Below are 16,330 nucleotides of genomic sequence, written 5' to 3' on the forward strand. Positions count from 1 at the left end.
GCACCCGAACTGTGCTGCTAGAGCGGACACACAGGCAGGCATACCATGGTCATCCGCATCGCAAGGGGAGTGTTTGCAGACATGGATGAGGCGAACGTCGAGCCAAGCAGCACCGCCACACGTCTGGAGCAGCTTACCGCGGGCAGCCCGGTGCGCGGCATCCTGCCCGATGCCAGCGGCAGCGTGGTCAGCGTGCAATGGCATGGGTCCGATGCACTGGCGCTGATCTATCGAGAGTCCTCGGGTCGAGTTGCCGACCGCCTCTTGTTGCGCAGCGAAGAATCCGATCTCGCGATCGTCGAGGCGGGTCGTCCGTGGAGCTTCGAAGGCAATGGCGCGCTGTTCCGCCTGGTGTCCGAGGCGCAACGCATTCGTCTCGCGCATGAGTCATGACAAGCGGGTGCATGCCGGCGTGGAAGAACCGATGAATGCCCTCGAGCGGCGGCTTGCGGCGGCGGAGCGTACCGTGTTTTGTTCTGTCCGCATTAGCACGCAGGCCTTAGTATCTATCCGCAGTCGCTATCACTTTGGCCGCATGGAGGATGAAGTCTTTGGATAACGTCTTTTCCTTCCGCGACAAACTGATCGACGAATACAGCACCTTCTCGCGCAGTTTCGTGCGTATCGGCGCGGACGACATCCGGCACGAGGTCGAGCGGGATTACGCCGATGGCCGCTACTGGCCCGAGCCGCTGATCCAGATCAACCCCAACTACCAGCAACAGGGCACGGTGCAGCAACTGGCCCGCGACGGCGTGCTGCATCCGCTGTGCGCGGAGATCTTCCAGGTCGGCAAGACCGAAGGACATCCCGCGCCACTGCAGCTCTACACCCATCAGTTGCAGGCACTGGCCAAGGGACAGAAAGGTCAGAGCTTCGTCGTAACCACAGGCACGGGGTCGGGCAAGTCGCTGGCCTTTTTCCTGCCGATCATCGATCGCATCTTGCGTGCCAAGGATGTCGATCCATCCCCCCGCACCCGAGCCATCGTCATTTACCCGATGAACGCGCTGGCCAACAGCCAGTTGGAGGAGCTGGACAAGTTTCTGCACGGCTTCGCAGCCGGGGCGGCGCCCTTCAGCGTGGCGCGTTACACCGGACAGGAGAAGCAGCCCGAGCGTGACGCCATCGCCGTCAATCCGCCCGACATCCTGCTGACCAACTTCATGATGCTGGAGTTGATCCTCACCCGATTCGAGGACACCGATCGCCGGGTGCTCGAACACTGCGAGGGGCTCGAATTCCTGGTGCTCGACGAGCTGCACACCTATCGCGGCCGGCAAGGCGCCGATGTGGCGCTGCTGGTGCGGCGCCTGCGCGAACGCCTGCACGCCGAATCCCTCGTGTGCATCGGCACCTCGGCCACCATGTCCAGTGCCGAGCATCGTGGCGACAGCAACCAGGCTGTCGCGGATGTGGCCAGCCGCTTGTTCGGCGCCACCATCACCGCGCAGGATGTGATCGGTGAAACTCTGGAGCGAGTCACCGATCCGGCACTCGATCTGGCCGCGATCCGGCCTCACCTGAGCGCAGCAATTCAGCGCGAATCATTTGAATGGGACGACTTCGCTGCCTTTCGCAGCGATCCGATTGCAGTATGGGTCGAGCTGAATCTGGGTATCGCGCTGCACGACAACGCGCCGCCGCGCCGCGCCCAGCCCATGACCTTGAAGGACGCCAGCGAACGTCTGGCAGTTGACGCCGGCTGCACGCCAGATGCAGCACGCAGCGCCCTGCAGCGGTTCCTGCTCGCCGCGCATGCGGTCAAGACACCGCAAGGCCGTGCACCGTTCGCATTCAAGCTGCACCAGTTCATCAGCGGCCCCGGCAAGGTCATGGCCACGCTGGAGGCTCCCGGCGTACGCAATATCACCCAGGACGTACAACGCTTTGCACCTGGACGACAGGCCGAAGCGGTGCAGCTCTACGCCACGCATTTCTGCCGCGATTGCGGGCAGGAATACCACCCGGTGTGGCACAGCAGCGGCGGGGCAGGAGACCTGTATTCGCCGCGCGAGATTGACGACATCACCGCCGACGATGAAGACGACCGCTACGGCTTCCTTTGCCCGCGGCGCGAGGGCCAGCAATACCGGGGCGCGCTGGAAGACCTGCCCGAAGCCTGGCTCGATGTGACCCGCAACGAACCCAGGGTCAAGCCGAACTACAAGAAGGCCGTGCCCTTTGAAGTGGCCGTCGATGCCCAGGGCCATGCCGGTCGCGGCCAGGCGTACTGGTTCATTCCCGGCAAGTTCCGCTTTTGCCTGAATTGCGGCCAAGAGCACGAAGCCCATGGCAAGGACATCAACCGCCTCGCGAGCCTCTCCGGTGAAGGCCGTTCGTCGGCCACCACCATGCTGACCCTCAGCGCGCTGCGCCAACTGTTTGGCGAGCCCATGCCGGCGCCCGGCCAGCCCGACCCGCGCAAGCTGCTGGGTTTCACTGACAACCGCCAGGATGCCGCGCTGCAAGCCGGGCATTTCAATGATTTCATTTTTCTGCTGACCCTGCGGTCCGGGCTATTGGGCGCCATGCAAAACAGCGGCGGCCTGCTCGACGAAGCGCAGCTCGCCGATGCCGTGTTCAAGGCGCTGCGCCTGGATGCGAACGATGCCGCCACCCTGGCCGAATACCTGCGCAATCCCAAGCTCATGGGTCTGGCGCGGCAGGAGGCGCAGCGCACGCTGCGCTTCATCATCGGCTATCGGCTGCTGCGCGATCTGCGCCGGGGCTGGCGCTTCAACAATCCCAACCTCGACCAGCTCGGGCTGCTGGCCATCCGCTACCGCGAGCTCGATGCGTTTTGTGCCACGGATGCCACGTTTGCCAAGCATGTCGCGCTCGCCAGGCTCAACGCACAGGACCGGGCGCAGCTGTGCCAGATCGTGTTCGATGGCATGCGTGGCGGTCTGTGCCTGGAAAGCCGTTACCTCGATCCCGTCGAACAGGACAAGATTCGTACGAGCGCCTACACCTATCTCAACGAGCGCTGGGCGTTCGCAACCGATGAGCAATTGGAAACGGCCAAGTATCTGATCACCGGCAAGCGTCCCGAATACAAGGGCAAGCCGCGCAATGATCTGATCACCGGCGGTCCGCGTTCGCGCCTGCTGCGTCAGGTCAAGGCGGCGGCGTTCTGGAAAGGCAGCGCCTTGGCCGCTGAGATTGCACATTGGAAATCAGCGCACTGGGTCGAGCTGATCGAGGCTGCTCTGGCTGCCGCCAGCGACTATGGCTACGTGCAAAAGCACGACCTCGACACCCAAGTCATCGGCTGGCGCCTCAACGCGACGACACTCGACTGGCACCTGACCGCCGCTGCGCCCCAGGCCGCAGACAGCAAATCCAACGCCTTCTTCCGCCAGCTCTATCTCAACGTCGCCGACCTGCTGCGCGCGCCCAGCCACCCGTTATTCGATTTCGAGGCGCAGGAGCACACCGCACAGGTCGATGCCGACCGTCGACAACTGCTGGAACAGCGTTTCCGTTATACCGAAAAGGATCGCAGCGACTGGGCCAGCAACCCGGCGCACGACGCGCCGCTGGAACGGCTGCCGGTGATGTTCTGCTCGCCGACCATGGAGCTGGGCGTGGATATTTCCGCGCTCAATACCGTCTACCTGCGCAACGTGCCGCCGACACCGGCCAACTACGCCCAACGCAGTGGCCGTGCCGGGCGCTCGGGCCAGCAGGCGCTGGTCATCACCTACTGTGCGGCGCAAAGTCCGCACGACCAGTGGTTTTTCCACCATGCCGCGCAGATGGTGCATGGCGTGGTCAAGCCACCCACGCTCGATCTGGCCAACCGTGATCTGGTGGAAAGCCACTTGCACGCCGTCTGGCTGGCCAGTGCGCAGATCGATCTGCCATCGAGCATTGCCGAACTGCTCGATCTCGATCAGCCAGGCAAACCACTCAAGGCCGATTATCAAGTCGGCTTCAACGACCCTGCCGCGCAAGCGCGCGCGCAGGCCAGCGCGGCCCGCGTGATCCATCAACTGCAGTCCGATCTGGACGGCAGCGACTGGTTTTCGCCCGACTACGTGCGCCGCGTGATCGGGCAGGCGCCGCAAGCCTTTTCGCAGGCGCTGGAGCGCTGGCGCGTGCTGTTCGACGCCACCCGCACGCAGATGGCCATGGCCGATCAGCTCGTGAAAAGCCACACCGCCTCGAACCGCGAGCGCCAGAATGCGCAGCGGCGCTATGGCGATGCGGCACGTCAATACGCTGTGCTGCTCAAGACCGGCAACACGCAGAACGCCGACTTCTACAGCTACCGCTATCTGGCCAGCCAGGGTTTCCTGCCGGGCTACAACTTTCCACGGCTGCCGTTGATGGCGTGGATTCCGGCGCGCGGCGGCACAGGTCATGGCAAGGACGACGAAGGCAGCATGGTCAGCCGCCCGCGCTTTCTTGCGCTGTCCGAATTTGGCCCGCGCAGCCTCATCTACCACCAGGGCCGCATGTACCGCGTCGTGCGCGCCAAGCTCAACGTCGGCTCGGCCGATCACATCTCCGGCAACAGCACGCTTGCCACCATCGCCTCGCGGGTGTGCGGCCAATGCGGCTACGGTCATCTGGGCGAACCGGGTGCAAGCGAACCGCTGGCCGAGCGCTGCGACAATTGCGATGCCCTGCTTACCGAGCACGACTGGGTGCGCGATTTATACCGAATCGAAACCGTCGAGACCATTCCTGTCGAGCGCATCTCGGTCAACGACGAAGACCGCCAGCGGCAGGGCTTCGAGCTGCAGACCACCTACCGCTTCCTGCCTGGGCCGGATGGCGTCATCCAGCAGCGCAAGGCGCGCGTCTCGCACGCTGAGGACGTATTGGCCGAACTCACCTACGCGCCCGCCGCGCAGCTTTGGCGCATCAACCGTGGCTGGCGCCGGCGCAAGGACAAGGCGCAGCTCGGCTTTTACATCAACCCCATCACCGGCGCCTGGAGCAAGCAGGACGACCCCAGCGCCAGCGAGAGCAACGACAACGACGAGGCGCTGCTCGACAAGGTGCCCAATCAGCGCATCGTGCCCTTTGTCGAGGACCATCGGAACCTGCTGATCCTGGCCCCGCTGCGCGAGTTGCCCATCGAGGCCATGGCCACCTTGCAGGCTGCGCTCAAGCGCGGCATCGAGATGACCTTCCAGATCGAGGAATCCGAGCTGGTGGCCGAACCGCTGCCTACCGGCGACGAGCGTCGCGCGCTGATGTTCTACGAAGCCGCCGAAGGCGGCGCCGGCGTGCTCACACGCCTGGCCAGCGACCCGGCCAGCTTGGCGCAGGTGGCAAGCCAGGCACTGCAGCTCATGCATTACCAAAAACCCGTCGACATCTGGCAAGCCGACGCGCTGCAGGAACAGCTCGATGCCAACGGCCAGCGCGCCTGCGAAGCCGGTTGCTACCAATGCCTGCTGTCGTACTTCAACCAGCCCGACCACGAACACATCGACCGTCACAATGCCGACGCCATCGATCTGCTGGTGGCGCTGGCCAATGCGCAGGTGCAGCCGCTTGCCACCGAACCCACGTCGGTGTCAGAACGCGCTACAAGCGATGCGCAAGACCTGATCGCGCAATGGCTGCTCGCGCTGAACGTCGCCGGTTTGCGCCAGCCCGACGCCACACGCGTGCCGGTCGATCAAGGTGCCGTCACCGCGGCGGGGCGATATCAGGCGGCGCGTGTCCTGGTGTTCGTCCACTCGCTCGCGTCCGAGCGGATCACTCGGCTCACCGACAAGGGCTGGCGCGTGCTCGATTGCTCCGATCCAGCGCAATGGGCGACCCAGTTCGCCACGCATGCTGATGTGTTCGGCACGCCCGCCATGCCATCACCTGATCTGGCCCGCACATGACCGCGCTCGAGCACGACTTCCTGCCGGGCGCCCTGGTGCGCGCGCGCGGCCGCGAATGGGTGGTGCAGAGTGACTCGCGCCGAGACTGGCTGCGCCTGCGTCCGCTGGGCGGCGCCGACGATGACAGCATCGCCCTGATCCCCGCGCTGGAGTTGCAGGCCATTGCGCCCGCCACCTTCCCATGGCCAGAACCCGAACAGGCCGGCAACCATGCGGCCGCCTTGCTGCTGCGCGACGCGCTGCGCCTGAAACTGCGCGCCGGCGGCGGGCCGTTTCGCGCCTTCGGCAACATCGCCGTGGAACCGCGCGCCTACCAGCTCGTGCCGCTGCTCATGGCCCTGCGCCTGTCCACCGTGCGCCTGCTGATTGCCGATGACGTGGGCGTGGGCAAGACCATCGAAGCCGGGTTGATCGCGCGCGAGTTGCTCGATCGCGGTGAGATCCAACGCCTCGCCGTGCTGTGCCCGCCGCACCTGGTCGAGCAATGGCAGGACGAACTGGAAAGCCGCTTCAACCTGCAGGCCGTAGCGCTCACCGCCGCTTCGGCTGCGCGCATCGAACGCGACCTGCCGCATGGCATGGGCCTGTTCGATCACTACCCGGTCGCCGTAGTCAGCCTCGACTACATCAAGAGCGAGCGCCACCGCGCGCACTTTCTCGCCATTGCGCCCGAATGCGTCATCGTCGACGAAGCCCACACCTGCGCGACCGGCGGGCAGGGCAGGCAGTTGCGCTTCGAGTTGCTGCAGCGGCTGTCCGCCGACGCCAACCGCCACCTGATTTTGCTCACCGCCACGCCGCACTCGGGTGATGAGGCTGCCTTCTACAATCTGCTGTCGCTGCTCGATGCGCGTTTCGCCGATCTTCAAGGCCGCACCTCGGCCAGCGACCCGCTGCGCCTGGAGCTGGCCCGCCACTTTGTCCAGCGTCGGCGCAAGGACATCGTCGAATGGCAGGCGGACACCGGCGATGGCCGCGGCTTTCCACGGCGCATGAAAACCGAGATCACCTATCCGCTCAGCGGCGACTGGGGGTTGTTTTTTGACGCCGTGCAGGGCTACTGCCGCGAGCTGGCCGAATCCCATGCGCAAGCCGACACCGGCGGCGCGCGGCTGATCTGGTACGCCACGCTGGCGCTGCTGCGCTGCGTGGCCTCATCGCCCGCCGCGGCGGTGAAGGCGCTGACGACGCGCCTCGACGGCACGATGGCCGGCGACGACCTGCTCAGCGACGAGCGTCTGTACGACGGCCACGCCGACGACCTCAGCGGCAGCGATCTCGAACCGCCCGCGCAACTGCAGGATGCCGAGCGCTTGGGCAGCCTCATTGCCGAGGCGCGGCGGCTCAGCGGGCAAGCAGGCGACCCCAAGCTGGCGGCGCTCATCGTCCACCTGCGTGCGCTGCTGCAGGACGGCTTTGCCCCCGTGGTGTTCTGCCGCTACATCGCCACCGCGCACTATGTGGCCGAACACCTCCGGTTGGCTTTCCCCAAGGTCACCATCGAGGCCGTCACCGGCGAATACGCGCCCGAGGAACGTCGCGAGCGGGTCGAGGCGCTGACCGAAGCCGAGCCGCGCATCCTCGTCGCCACCGACTGCCTGTCCGAGGGCATCAACCTGCAACACCTGTTCACCGCCGTCGTGCACTACGATCTGGCCTGGAATCCAACTCGCCACGAGCAGCGCGAAGGCCGCGTCGACCGCTTTGGCCAGCAGGCGCCCGAAGTGCGCTGCACCATGCTGTACGGGCAGGACAACCCGGTCGATGGCTTCGTGCTCAACGTCATCCTGCGCAAGGGCGAGGCCATCGAGAAGGAACTCGGCGTGCTGGTGCCCATGCCCGAGGACGAAGCGCGCATCAACCAGGCGCTGGTCAAGGCCGCGCTGATGAAGCGCAGCGAGGCGCGCTCGCCGCAACTGGGTTTCGACTTCGGTGATGCCGAGGCCATCCTCGCCCCGCTGCAGGCGCAGTGGCGCGACGCGCTGGACAAAGCCAAGGCCAACCGCACCGTGTTCGCACAGCGCCGTATCCGCCCCGACGAAGTGCTGCCCGAGTGGCACAAGCAGCAGCAGGCGCTGGGCACCCAGGACGACGTGCAGCGCTTCGTGCTCAGCGCCTGCGCGCGCCTCGGCGCGCCGTTGGAGACCGCGCGCAACGGCCAGTTTCGTCTGCTGCCGCAGCACCTGCCCGAAGCGCTGCGCCTGCGTCTGGCCGACGAGGGCATCAGCAAAACACTGAACCTCGATTTCACCGAACTGCACCGCAGTCACCCGCTGGTCACTACCCTGGCCGAGCACCTGCTGGAAACCAGCCTGCAAGGGGATAGCGGGCTTGCCGCGCGCTGCGCAGCCACCCTCACCGACGCGGTGGATGTCGTCACCACGCTCTACCTGCTGCGCCTGCGCCATCAGCTCAGCTATGTGCGCCGCCGTGAACCGTTCCAAGTGATGGCCGAAGAAACCGTCACCCTCGCCGTCAAAGGTCGCAGCAACCCGCAATGGCTGCGCGGCGATGCCGCCAGCGCGCTGCTCGAATGCACTCCCAGCGGCAATCTGGCGCCCGCTGCCGTGCAACGCGAAATCGCCACTGCGCTGGATTTTCTGCGCGCCCACCCGCAGCAGCTCGAAGACTTGGCACGTGAGCGCGCCGCCGTGCTGCTGGCCGACCACGAGCGTGTGCGCGAAGCCGCGCGCGATGTCGGCCAATACAGTGTCAGCCCCTGCCTGCCGGTGGACGTGATGGGCATCTACGTGCTGCTGCCGGATGCGTTGTGATGGACAAAACCCGGAAGGAGTCCCGTCATGCAAGCAATCGAACTCAGCAAACTGATCGGCAAAGACTTCGCAACCTGTTTCGCGCGGGTCGAGGCCGGGCAGACCGTGCGCGTGCTGCGCAATGGCAAGCCCATCGCCGAAATCCAGCCCATCCCGCCGCGAACGCCCTCGTGGAAACAGCGCCCGGCGCGGCCGCTGACCCTTGGCGGCAAGGCCATCAGCCGGCTCATCCTCGAGGCGCGCGGCAACTGATGCGCGCTGATTTCGACGCATCGGCTATCGCCAAGCGCCGCATCCACGTGGTGTCGCCGTGAAACACCGCCCGCGCCAGCACCTGGCCCTTGACACCCTGCGTCTGGAAGGCGCGCTGTTCCTGCCCGACCTGTTGGAAAAAGCCGCGCTTGGTGCCGCGGACTTTCAGTCCGAAGCCGACTACCGCACCCCCAAGGGCCTCAAGCTCAAGGACGACATCAGCCGCGCCTTTCAGATCGCCTGCGCGCAGTGGAAGCATTTCGCCAGCCAGTGCGAGCGCCGTGATGTCGAGGCCGCGGCACTCACCCAAAGCTACGTGCGCGAACTGCTGCGCGATGCCTTCGGTTACACCGACATCGCGTCGATCGACGGCATCGCCATCGGCGATCACCACTACCCCATCGCCTTGCAAGCCGGCGCCGTGCCCGTCGTCGTTGCACCGCACACCATCGGGCTGGACGAGGCCGACGCACGTTTTGTCATCAGCGGCGGTGGCGCGCGCAAAAAAACCGCCTTCCAGCTTGCGCAGGAGTTTTGCAATGCCAGCCCCGATCACCCCTGGGCGCTGGTCAGCAACGGCCGCCAACTGCGCCTGTTGCGCGTCTCCAGCACGCTCACCCGTCCCGGCTATCTCGACATCGACCTGCAAGACTTGCTGGGCAACGCCCGCTACGCCGAATTCGGCTCGGTGTGGCGCCTGCTGCACGCCAGCCGCGCCCCGCAACGTGCTTCATCCGCTGGCAGCGTGGCAGGGGATGCGGATGCAGCGGCAGGTGCGGGCACTTGCATCTGGGAGCGCTGGCGCGAGGCCGGGCAGGAGCAAGGCACCCGCGTGCGCGAGGGTCTGCGCGACGGCGTCACCCAAGCCCTGCTGAGCTTCGGCGAAGGCTTCATCCAGCATCCCGCCAACGACGCGCTGCGCGGCGCATTGCACAGCGGCGCCCTTGGCAAGGACGCCTATTTCCAACAACTGCTGCGCCTGATCTACCGGCTGATCTTCCTGTTCAACGTCGAAGAGCGCGGCGTGCTGCACCCCGGCGACGCCAGCCCGCAGGCCCGCACCGCCTACGCCGAGGGTTATGCCCTGGCGCGCCTGCGCGATCATTGCCTCAAGCGCCGTGCGCGCAACCGCTTCGACGACCACTGGCAGGCGCTGCGCATCGTGTTCAACGCGCTGGCCGAAGGCGAGCCGCGCCTGGCCCTGCCGGCGCTGGGCGGCCTGTTCACCCCCGCGCAATGCCCCGACCTCGACGCCTCCAGCCTCGACAACGCCCACCTCATGGCCGCGCTGCAACACCTGCGCTGGTCCAGGCACAGCGGCAGCCTGGCCCCGGTGGACTACCGCAACATGGGGCCGGAAGAACTGGGCAGCGTGTACGAGAGCCTGCTCGAACTGGTGCCCGACATCGACCTGCCCGCGCGCCGCTTCGGCTTCATCGGCATGGGCGACAGCGAAGGCAGCACCGCCGGCAACGCGCGCAAACTCAGCGGCAGCTACTACACCCCCGACGCGCTGGTGCAGGAACTCATCCGTTCCGCCCTCGACCCCGTCATCGCCCAGCGCCTCGCCGCCCAGCCCGCCAACCCGGTCGAAGCCCTGCTGGCGATTCGCGTCATCGACCCTGCCTGCGGCAGCGGCCACTTTCTGCTCGCCGCCGCGCGCCGCCTGGCCGAACAACTCGCCCAACTGCGCGCCGCCGATGGCGCCGTGCAGCCGCAGCACTACCGCCACGCCCTGCGCGACGTCATCGCCCGCTGCATCTTCGGGGTCGACCGCAACCCCATGGCCATCGAACTGGCGCGCACCGCGCTGTGGCTGGAAGGCTTTGAAGAAGGCCGGCCCCTGAGCTTTCTCGATCACCACCTGCAAATGGGCGATGCGCTGCTCGGCCTCACCGACCTCAAGGCACTCGAACACGGCATTCCCAAAGACGCGTTCAAGCCGCTTTCCGGCGACGACAAAGCCGCGTGCAAAGTGCTGGCGCAGGCCAACGCCCACGGGCTGAAACAACTCGAGCGCGACCTGCAGCGCGGGCAGGTGCCGTTCGACTTCCACCACGTGGACGGACTCGATGGCCTGCGCCGACTCGAAGCCCTGCCGCAAGACACCCCTGCCGAAATCGCCGCCAAGGAAATCGCCTGGCGTGAGGTTTTGCAGCAGGCCCACGACAGCCGTCTCGCCCACGCGGCCGATCTGCTGATCGGCGCCTTCCTGCTGCCCAAGACACCGGCCAGCGCGGCCAGCGTGCCCACCAGCCAGACCCTGTATCTGGAACTGTTCACAGACGCAGCGGATGTCGCCCACGTGGCGCAGCGCGGCGCCACGCAGCACGCCTGCGCCGAGGCGCGCGTGCTGCACTGGCCGCTGGCGTTTCCGCAGGTGGCCGCGGCGGGCGGCTTCGACTGCGTGCTGGGCAACCCGCCGTGGGAACGCATCAAGCTGCAGGAAGAAGAATTCTTCGCCACCCGCCACCGCGACGTGGCCGAGGCCAAAAACAAGGCCGAACGCAGCCAGCGTATCGGCTGGCTAGCCGAGGGCATGCTGGCGCGGCATCTGTTCCCCGAACTGGAACACCCCGAGCAGGAATGCGCCGCCGAGCAACGCGTGTACGCTGAATTCATCACCGCCCGCCGCACGGCCGAGGCCGTGAGCCTGTTCGCCCATGTCAAGGGCGAGGACGGTGGCCGCTACCCGCTCACCGGCGTGGGCGATGTGAACACCTACGCCCTCTTTGCCGAAACCTTCGTGCAGTTAATGGCGCCGCTGGGCCGCGCCGGTTTCATTGTGCCCACCGGGATCGTCACCGACGACAGCACAAAGACATTTTTTTCCCACATCGTTCAATCAGAGCAGTTGGCAAGTCTCTATTCGTTTGAAAACGAGGAATTTATTTTCCAGGCAGTTCATCACGCATTCAAATTTTGCCTTTTGACCTTGGGACATTCGAAGCAACCGGAGTTTATTTTTTTCGCAAGGCAACTCCAGCAATTGGCCGACCCGCGTCGCCGCTTTGCCCTCACCCCCGACGAATTCCGCCTGCTCAACCCCAACACCCTGACCTGCCCGGTATTCCGCAGCGCGCGCGATGCCGAACTCACCAAAAAACTCTACCGCGCCGCGCCGGTGCTCATCGACGAGCGGCGCCCCGACGGCAACCCCTGGGGCATTTCCTTCATGCGCATGCTGGACATGTCCAACGACAGCCACCTGTTCGCCGACGCCCCCGGCGCCGGCCGCCTGCCGTTGTACGAAGCCAAGCTCATCCACCAGTTCGACCACCGCTGGGCCACCTATAACCCCGACGGCAACAGCCGCGACGTGACGTTGGCCGAACACCGCGACCCCGATTTCACCGTCACCCCGCGCTACTGGGTGGAAGCCGCCGAGGTGGAGCAGCGTCTGCAAGACAAAGGCTGGACGCGGGGGTGGTTGATGGCAATGAGGGGAATAACCAATGCAACCAATGAACGGTCTTTTATCTCAAGCATCATTCCCTTCGTCGCGGTAGGCAACAGTGCCCCCCTCTTGCTCATAGACGGCGAAATTCCCGCCAGTCACGCAGCAGTTTTGCTCGCAAACATGGCATCCATGACCCTGGATTACGCCGCAAGACAAAAGATTGGCGGGACCAATCTGAATTTCTTCATCGTCGAGCAATTCCCCATCCTCTCGTCCGACCGATACACCGAAGCCGACCACGCCTTCATCGTCCCGCGCGTGCTGGAACTCACCTACACCGCCCACGACCTGAACGCCTGGGCGCACGACCTCGGCTACGACGGCCCGCCCTACGCCTTCGACCCCGACCGCCGCGCGCTGCTGCGCGCCGAACTCGATGCGTACTATGCCCACCTCTACGGCCTCACCCGCGACGAGCTGCGCTACATCCTCGACCCCAGCGATGTGCTGGGCGCGGACTACCCCAGCGAAACCTTCCGCGTGCTCGAGAAAAACGAAGAACGCGACTTCGGCGAATATCGCACCCAACGCCTGGTACTGGCGGCGTGGGATGCCATGCACCAAGAAGGAGAAGCCGCATCATGTTGACGTCACTGCGTGTCCAGAATTTCAAAGCCTGGCAAGACTCCGGCACCATGCGCTTGGCGCCACTGACGGTGATTTTCGGCACCAACAGCTCGGGCAAATCCAGTCTTGGTCACCTGCTGCTGGCACTCAAGCAAACCGTGCAAATGGCCGACCGCAAGCGCGCCTTGCACCTCGGTGACGAGAATGCCTTGATCGACCTTGGCACGTTTGCCGACTGCCTGTATACCCACGATACCGCGCGTGCGCTGGAGTTCAGCCTGGGCTGGAAACTGCCGAGTGCGATGACAGTTTCCGACACTTTGAGTCGCGCCAAGTATGTGGGCGACACCTTGGCTTTGACGGCAAAACTGACGGCCGACAAGGCCGGCCAGCCGCAGACGGCCGAGATCAGTTACACGCTGGCAACGAGTACAGGACCTGTGCTGCAAGTGACGCATGGGCGCAATGCATCCGGTGGAACGCTGGACAGCAAGCCGCTGCGATTGGTCCATGCACAGGGTCGCAAATGGCCAGCCGAGCCACCGGAAAAGTTCTACCGTTTCGCTGATCGAACTTTGTCGCGTTACCAGAATGCAGACTTCCTCGCCGAGTTCGCGCTGGAGACCGAGCGCGTACTGGATGGCGTGTTTTATCTCGGCCCGCTGCGCAGCCCGCCCAAGCGCGTGTACCAGTGGTCGGGTGATACGCCTCGCGATGTGGGACAGCAGGGCGAATACGCCATCGCTGCGTTGCTGGCGGCCGCCCAGAGTCGGCGTGAACTCAACCGCGCCTATAAACAGCGCAAACAGAGCTTCGATGCCTTCATCGCGGCCTGGCTGGTTGATCTGGGCGTGATCAACTCGTTCAAGGTCAAACCGGTCGCCAAGGACCGCAAGGAGTACGAGGTGCTGATCAAGACCCATGCCGACGCGCCCGAGGTCAAGCTCACCGATGTGGGCTTTGGCCTCTCGCAGGTCTTGCCGGCCATGGTGCAGGCGTTCTATGCGCCTGCCGGTTCGACGATCTGGATGGAGCAGCCGGAAATCCATCTGCACCCGATGGCGCAATCCAACCTGGCCGATGCGTTCATCAGCGCCGTGCAGTCTTACGAGGGCGGCAAGCCGCGCGATACACAACTAATCATCGAGACACACTCCGAGCACTTCCTTACCCGGTTGCAGCGGCGCGTGGCCGAAGGTGGCATCAGGCCCGATGAGATCGCCGTGTATTTCGTCAAGCATCAGCACGGCGGCGCCAGGCTGGAGTCGTTGCAAATCGACCTTGCGGGAGAAATCAGCAATTGGCCGGACAACTTCTTCGGCGATGAGATGGGCGACATTGCGGCACGCACTCTGGCCGCGATCCGACATCGTGCGCAAACAGGCAAAGGAGGCAAGTGATGTCGATGGCCGTGATCGATACCAACATACTGCTGGTTGCCAACGGCAGTCATGCGGATGTTTCAGATGCGTGCCGCGCAGCTTGTATCGAACGTCTGCAGACACAGCAACATAGTGGTGTCACCGTGATCGACGACGGCTTCCGCATCTTGTCCGAATACCGGAACAAGACCAGCCCCAACCAACCCAAGGGCGTGGGCGATGCATTCCTGAAGTGGCTGTTGCAAAACCAAGCCAATGCGTCGCGCGTGCACAAGGTGGCGATCACGGAGACGGCGACGAACGAGTTCGCTGAATTTCCGGATGCCACGTTGCAGTCCCGCTTCGATGCGCCAGATCGAAAATTCGCTGCCGTGGCGCACGCCCACACTGACAAGCCGCCGATCTGGCAAGCCGCTGACTGCAAATGGCTGGACTGGTGGCCCGCGCTGGCGGCCAAGGGCGTGAGAGTGGAGTTTGTCTGCCCGGATGATGCGCGACGCTTTTATACCAAGAAATTTCCCAAGCATGCCGTTCCCGACTTGCCTCTTGCCTGAGCCATGACCGCCTTCTTCCGCTTCCCCCACACCCCGCACCTGGCCTGGCTGGGCGAGGGCGCCCCGCGCGACGACAAGGTGCTGGCGCCGGAGGAGGCGCGCGCATTGCTGGCGGGCAAAGTGGTGGTGGAAGAAAAACTCGATGGCGCCAACCTCGGCCTGTCACGGGCGCCCGATGGGAGCCTGCGCGCGCAGAACCGCGGGCAATACCTGAGCACGCCGCACATGGGCCAGTTTGCGCGCCTGCCTGCGTGGCTGGCGCAGCACGAGGCGGGACTGCGCGCCGTGCTCACGCCCGATCTGATCCTGTTCGGCGAATGGTGCGCCGCGCGGCATTCGCTGGATTACGCCGCTTTGCCCGACTGGTTCTTGCTGTTCGATGTGTACGATCGCACGGCGGGCAAGTTCTGGAGCAGCGCGCGACGCAACGTGCTGGCGGCGCAGGCGGGGTTGGTGACCGTGCCGCTGGTGTGGCGTGGCCACGCGACGCTCGATCAAGTCAAGCATCTGGTGAACGGCACGCCCAGCCGCTACCGCAACGGGCCGCTGGAAGGCGTGGTGATCCGCAGCGAGTCCGCCGACTGGTGCGAGGTCCGCGCCAAGCTGGTGCGCGCGCAGTTCGCCCAGACCATCGAAGACCACTGGCGGCACCGCGCCGTGCAGTGGAATCGCGTCGCAGCGGATGCACCCATCTCGGCATGAATGCCCTCGAACGCGCACTGATCGAAAAGGCCGGCTACGACAACGGCTTCGAGAACGTGCTGGGCGATGCGCCAGCCGATGCGGTGCGCATGGCCTCGGCGCGGCACCGCGCGCAGGTGGAGGTGCGGCTGGAGCGGGATACTTACCACCTGCGCATCCTCGCCACGCTCGCCGGTTTTGCCGATGAACTCGCGCGCAGCTTTCCCGCCGCGCGACAGGCGGATGGCCGCTTCATCGTACAGGGCGAGGCCGCCTTGGCCGCGCTGTTGCGTCGTGCCGCCGCGCTGGCGCTGGCCTTGCCCCATCAGGCCTTGCACACGTACGAGGCCGCCATGGACGCTGCTCTGGCGGCGCTCCCCGCCGCGGCGCGCGGTACCGAAGTCGAGCGCCTGGTGCGCCAGCGCGTGGGTCAGCAGACCTATCGCGATGCACTGCTGGATTACTGGGGCGGCGCCTGCGCCGTCACCGGCATCGCTCTGCCCGATGTGCTGCGCGCCAGCCACGCCAAGCCCTGGGCCGACTGCGCCAGCGACGCTGAGCGCTTGGATGTGTTCAACGGATTTTTGCTGGTGGCGAACCTCGACGCGCTGTTCGACCGCTTCCTCATCAGTTTCGATGTGACGGGCCGACTGCTGGTCAGCCCCACAATCTCGCCGTCTCAGCGCGACGCTTTGAGCCTGCGCACGCCGCTGTACCTGCGCTGGCTGGCAGTGGAACATGCGCGTTATCTGGCTTACCATCGCGAGCGTATGGTGACTTGAACAACCAGTCAATCGTGAGCGCG

The 16,330-nt window shown here is 65.2% G+C and carries 9 protein-coding genes; all 9 read left to right on the forward strand.

What is annotated here, in order from left to right:
* Positions 1 to 81: 81 nt before the first annotated feature.
* The 9 genes from Mschef_RS03080 to Mschef_RS03120 all read left to right on the forward strand — a co-directional run bounded on the left by Mschef_RS03080 (position 82) and on the right by Mschef_RS03120 (position 16,307).
* A complete protein-coding gene (locus tag Mschef_RS03080) occupies positions 82 to 393 on the forward strand; it encodes a hypothetical protein (protein WP_081126348.1) in 312 nt (103 codons plus the stop codon).
* A gap of 158 nt (positions 394 to 551) precedes the next feature.
* A complete protein-coding gene (locus Mschef_RS03085) occupies positions 552 to 5,855 on the forward strand; it encodes a DEAD/DEAH box helicase (protein ID WP_081126802.1) in 5,304 nt (1,767 codons plus the stop codon).
* A complete protein-coding gene (locus Mschef_RS03090) occupies positions 5,852 to 8,629 on the forward strand; it encodes a helicase-related protein (RefSeq protein WP_081126349.1) in 2,778 nt (925 codons plus the stop codon). Before Mschef_RS03085 ends, Mschef_RS03090 begins: the two co-directional genes overlap by 4 nt.
* A 27-nt stretch (positions 8,630 to 8,656) precedes the next feature.
* On the forward strand, positions 8,657 to 8,881 hold the full coding sequence (locus Mschef_RS03095) for a type II toxin-antitoxin system Phd/YefM family antitoxin (RefSeq protein WP_081126350.1): 225 nt from the start codon (positions 8,657 to 8,659) through the stop codon (positions 8,879 to 8,881).
* 58 nt (positions 8,882 to 8,939) lie between these two features.
* Positions 8,940 to 12,929: an Eco57I restriction-modification methylase domain-containing protein gene (locus tag Mschef_RS03100; protein WP_081126351.1), complete on the forward strand. Its 3,990-nt coding sequence runs from the start codon at positions 8,940 to 8,942 to the stop codon at positions 12,927 to 12,929.
* The gene (locus Mschef_RS03105; RefSeq protein ID WP_081126352.1) at positions 12,923 to 14,308 is read left to right on the forward strand and encodes a DUF3696 domain-containing protein; all 1,386 of its coding nucleotides are present in this window, start codon (positions 12,923 to 12,925) and stop codon (positions 14,306 to 14,308) included. The genes Mschef_RS03100 and Mschef_RS03105 overlap by 7 nt, the downstream gene beginning before the upstream one ends.
* On the forward strand, positions 14,308 to 14,844 hold the full coding sequence (locus tag Mschef_RS03110; RefSeq protein ID WP_081126353.1) for a hypothetical protein: 537 nt from the start codon (positions 14,308 to 14,310) through the stop codon (positions 14,842 to 14,844). The genes Mschef_RS03105 and Mschef_RS03110 overlap by 1 nt, the downstream gene beginning before the upstream one ends.
* 3 nt (positions 14,845 to 14,847) lie before the next feature.
* Positions 14,848 to 15,546, forward strand: coding sequence for an RNA ligase family protein (locus Mschef_RS03115; protein ID WP_081126354.1), 699 nt, complete (start codon positions 14,848 to 14,850; stop codon positions 15,544 to 15,546).
* Positions 15,543 to 16,307, forward strand: coding sequence for an HNH endonuclease (locus Mschef_RS03120; protein ID WP_081126355.1), 765 nt, complete (start codon positions 15,543 to 15,545; stop codon positions 16,305 to 16,307). Before Mschef_RS03115 ends, Mschef_RS03120 begins: the two co-directional genes overlap by 4 nt.
* Positions 16,308 to 16,330: the final 23 nt, after the last annotated feature.

This window comes from Metallibacterium scheffleri (assembly GCF_002077135.1).
GTDB lineage: Bacteria > Pseudomonadota > Gammaproteobacteria > Xanthomonadales > Rhodanobacteraceae > Metallibacterium > Metallibacterium scheffleri.